The following is a 225-nucleotide window of genomic DNA, read 5'->3' on the forward strand; positions in this document are numbered from 1 at the left end:
ACGGCACCACCGCCAACGCGACCCTCGACGTGAACATCGTCGACGACTTGCCGAAAGCGCTGAACGACAGCAACGGCACCGCCTCGGAAAGCCTGCTGACCCTGACCGGCAACGTCCTGACCAACGACGTGCAAGGCGCCGACCGCGTACCGACCGGCCCTGATGCCGGGCCGATCACTGCCGGTACGTTCACCGGCACTTACGGCACGCTGGTGCTCAACGCCA

1 protein-coding gene is annotated in these 225 nt (G+C 66.2%); it reads left to right on the plus strand.

The window, feature by feature from the left end; genetic code table 11:
* Positions 1–225, plus strand: a 225-nt coding sequence (locus AACY19_RS27745) for a hypothetical protein (RefSeq protein ID WP_339454683.1), incomplete at both ends; no start/stop codon positions are given.

The sequence above is a fragment of the Pseudomonas sp. EA_5y_Pfl2_R50 genome, from assembly GCF_963970475.1.
In the GTDB taxonomy this organism is placed as follows: Bacteria; Pseudomonadota; Gammaproteobacteria; order Pseudomonadales; family Pseudomonadaceae; genus Aquipseudomonas.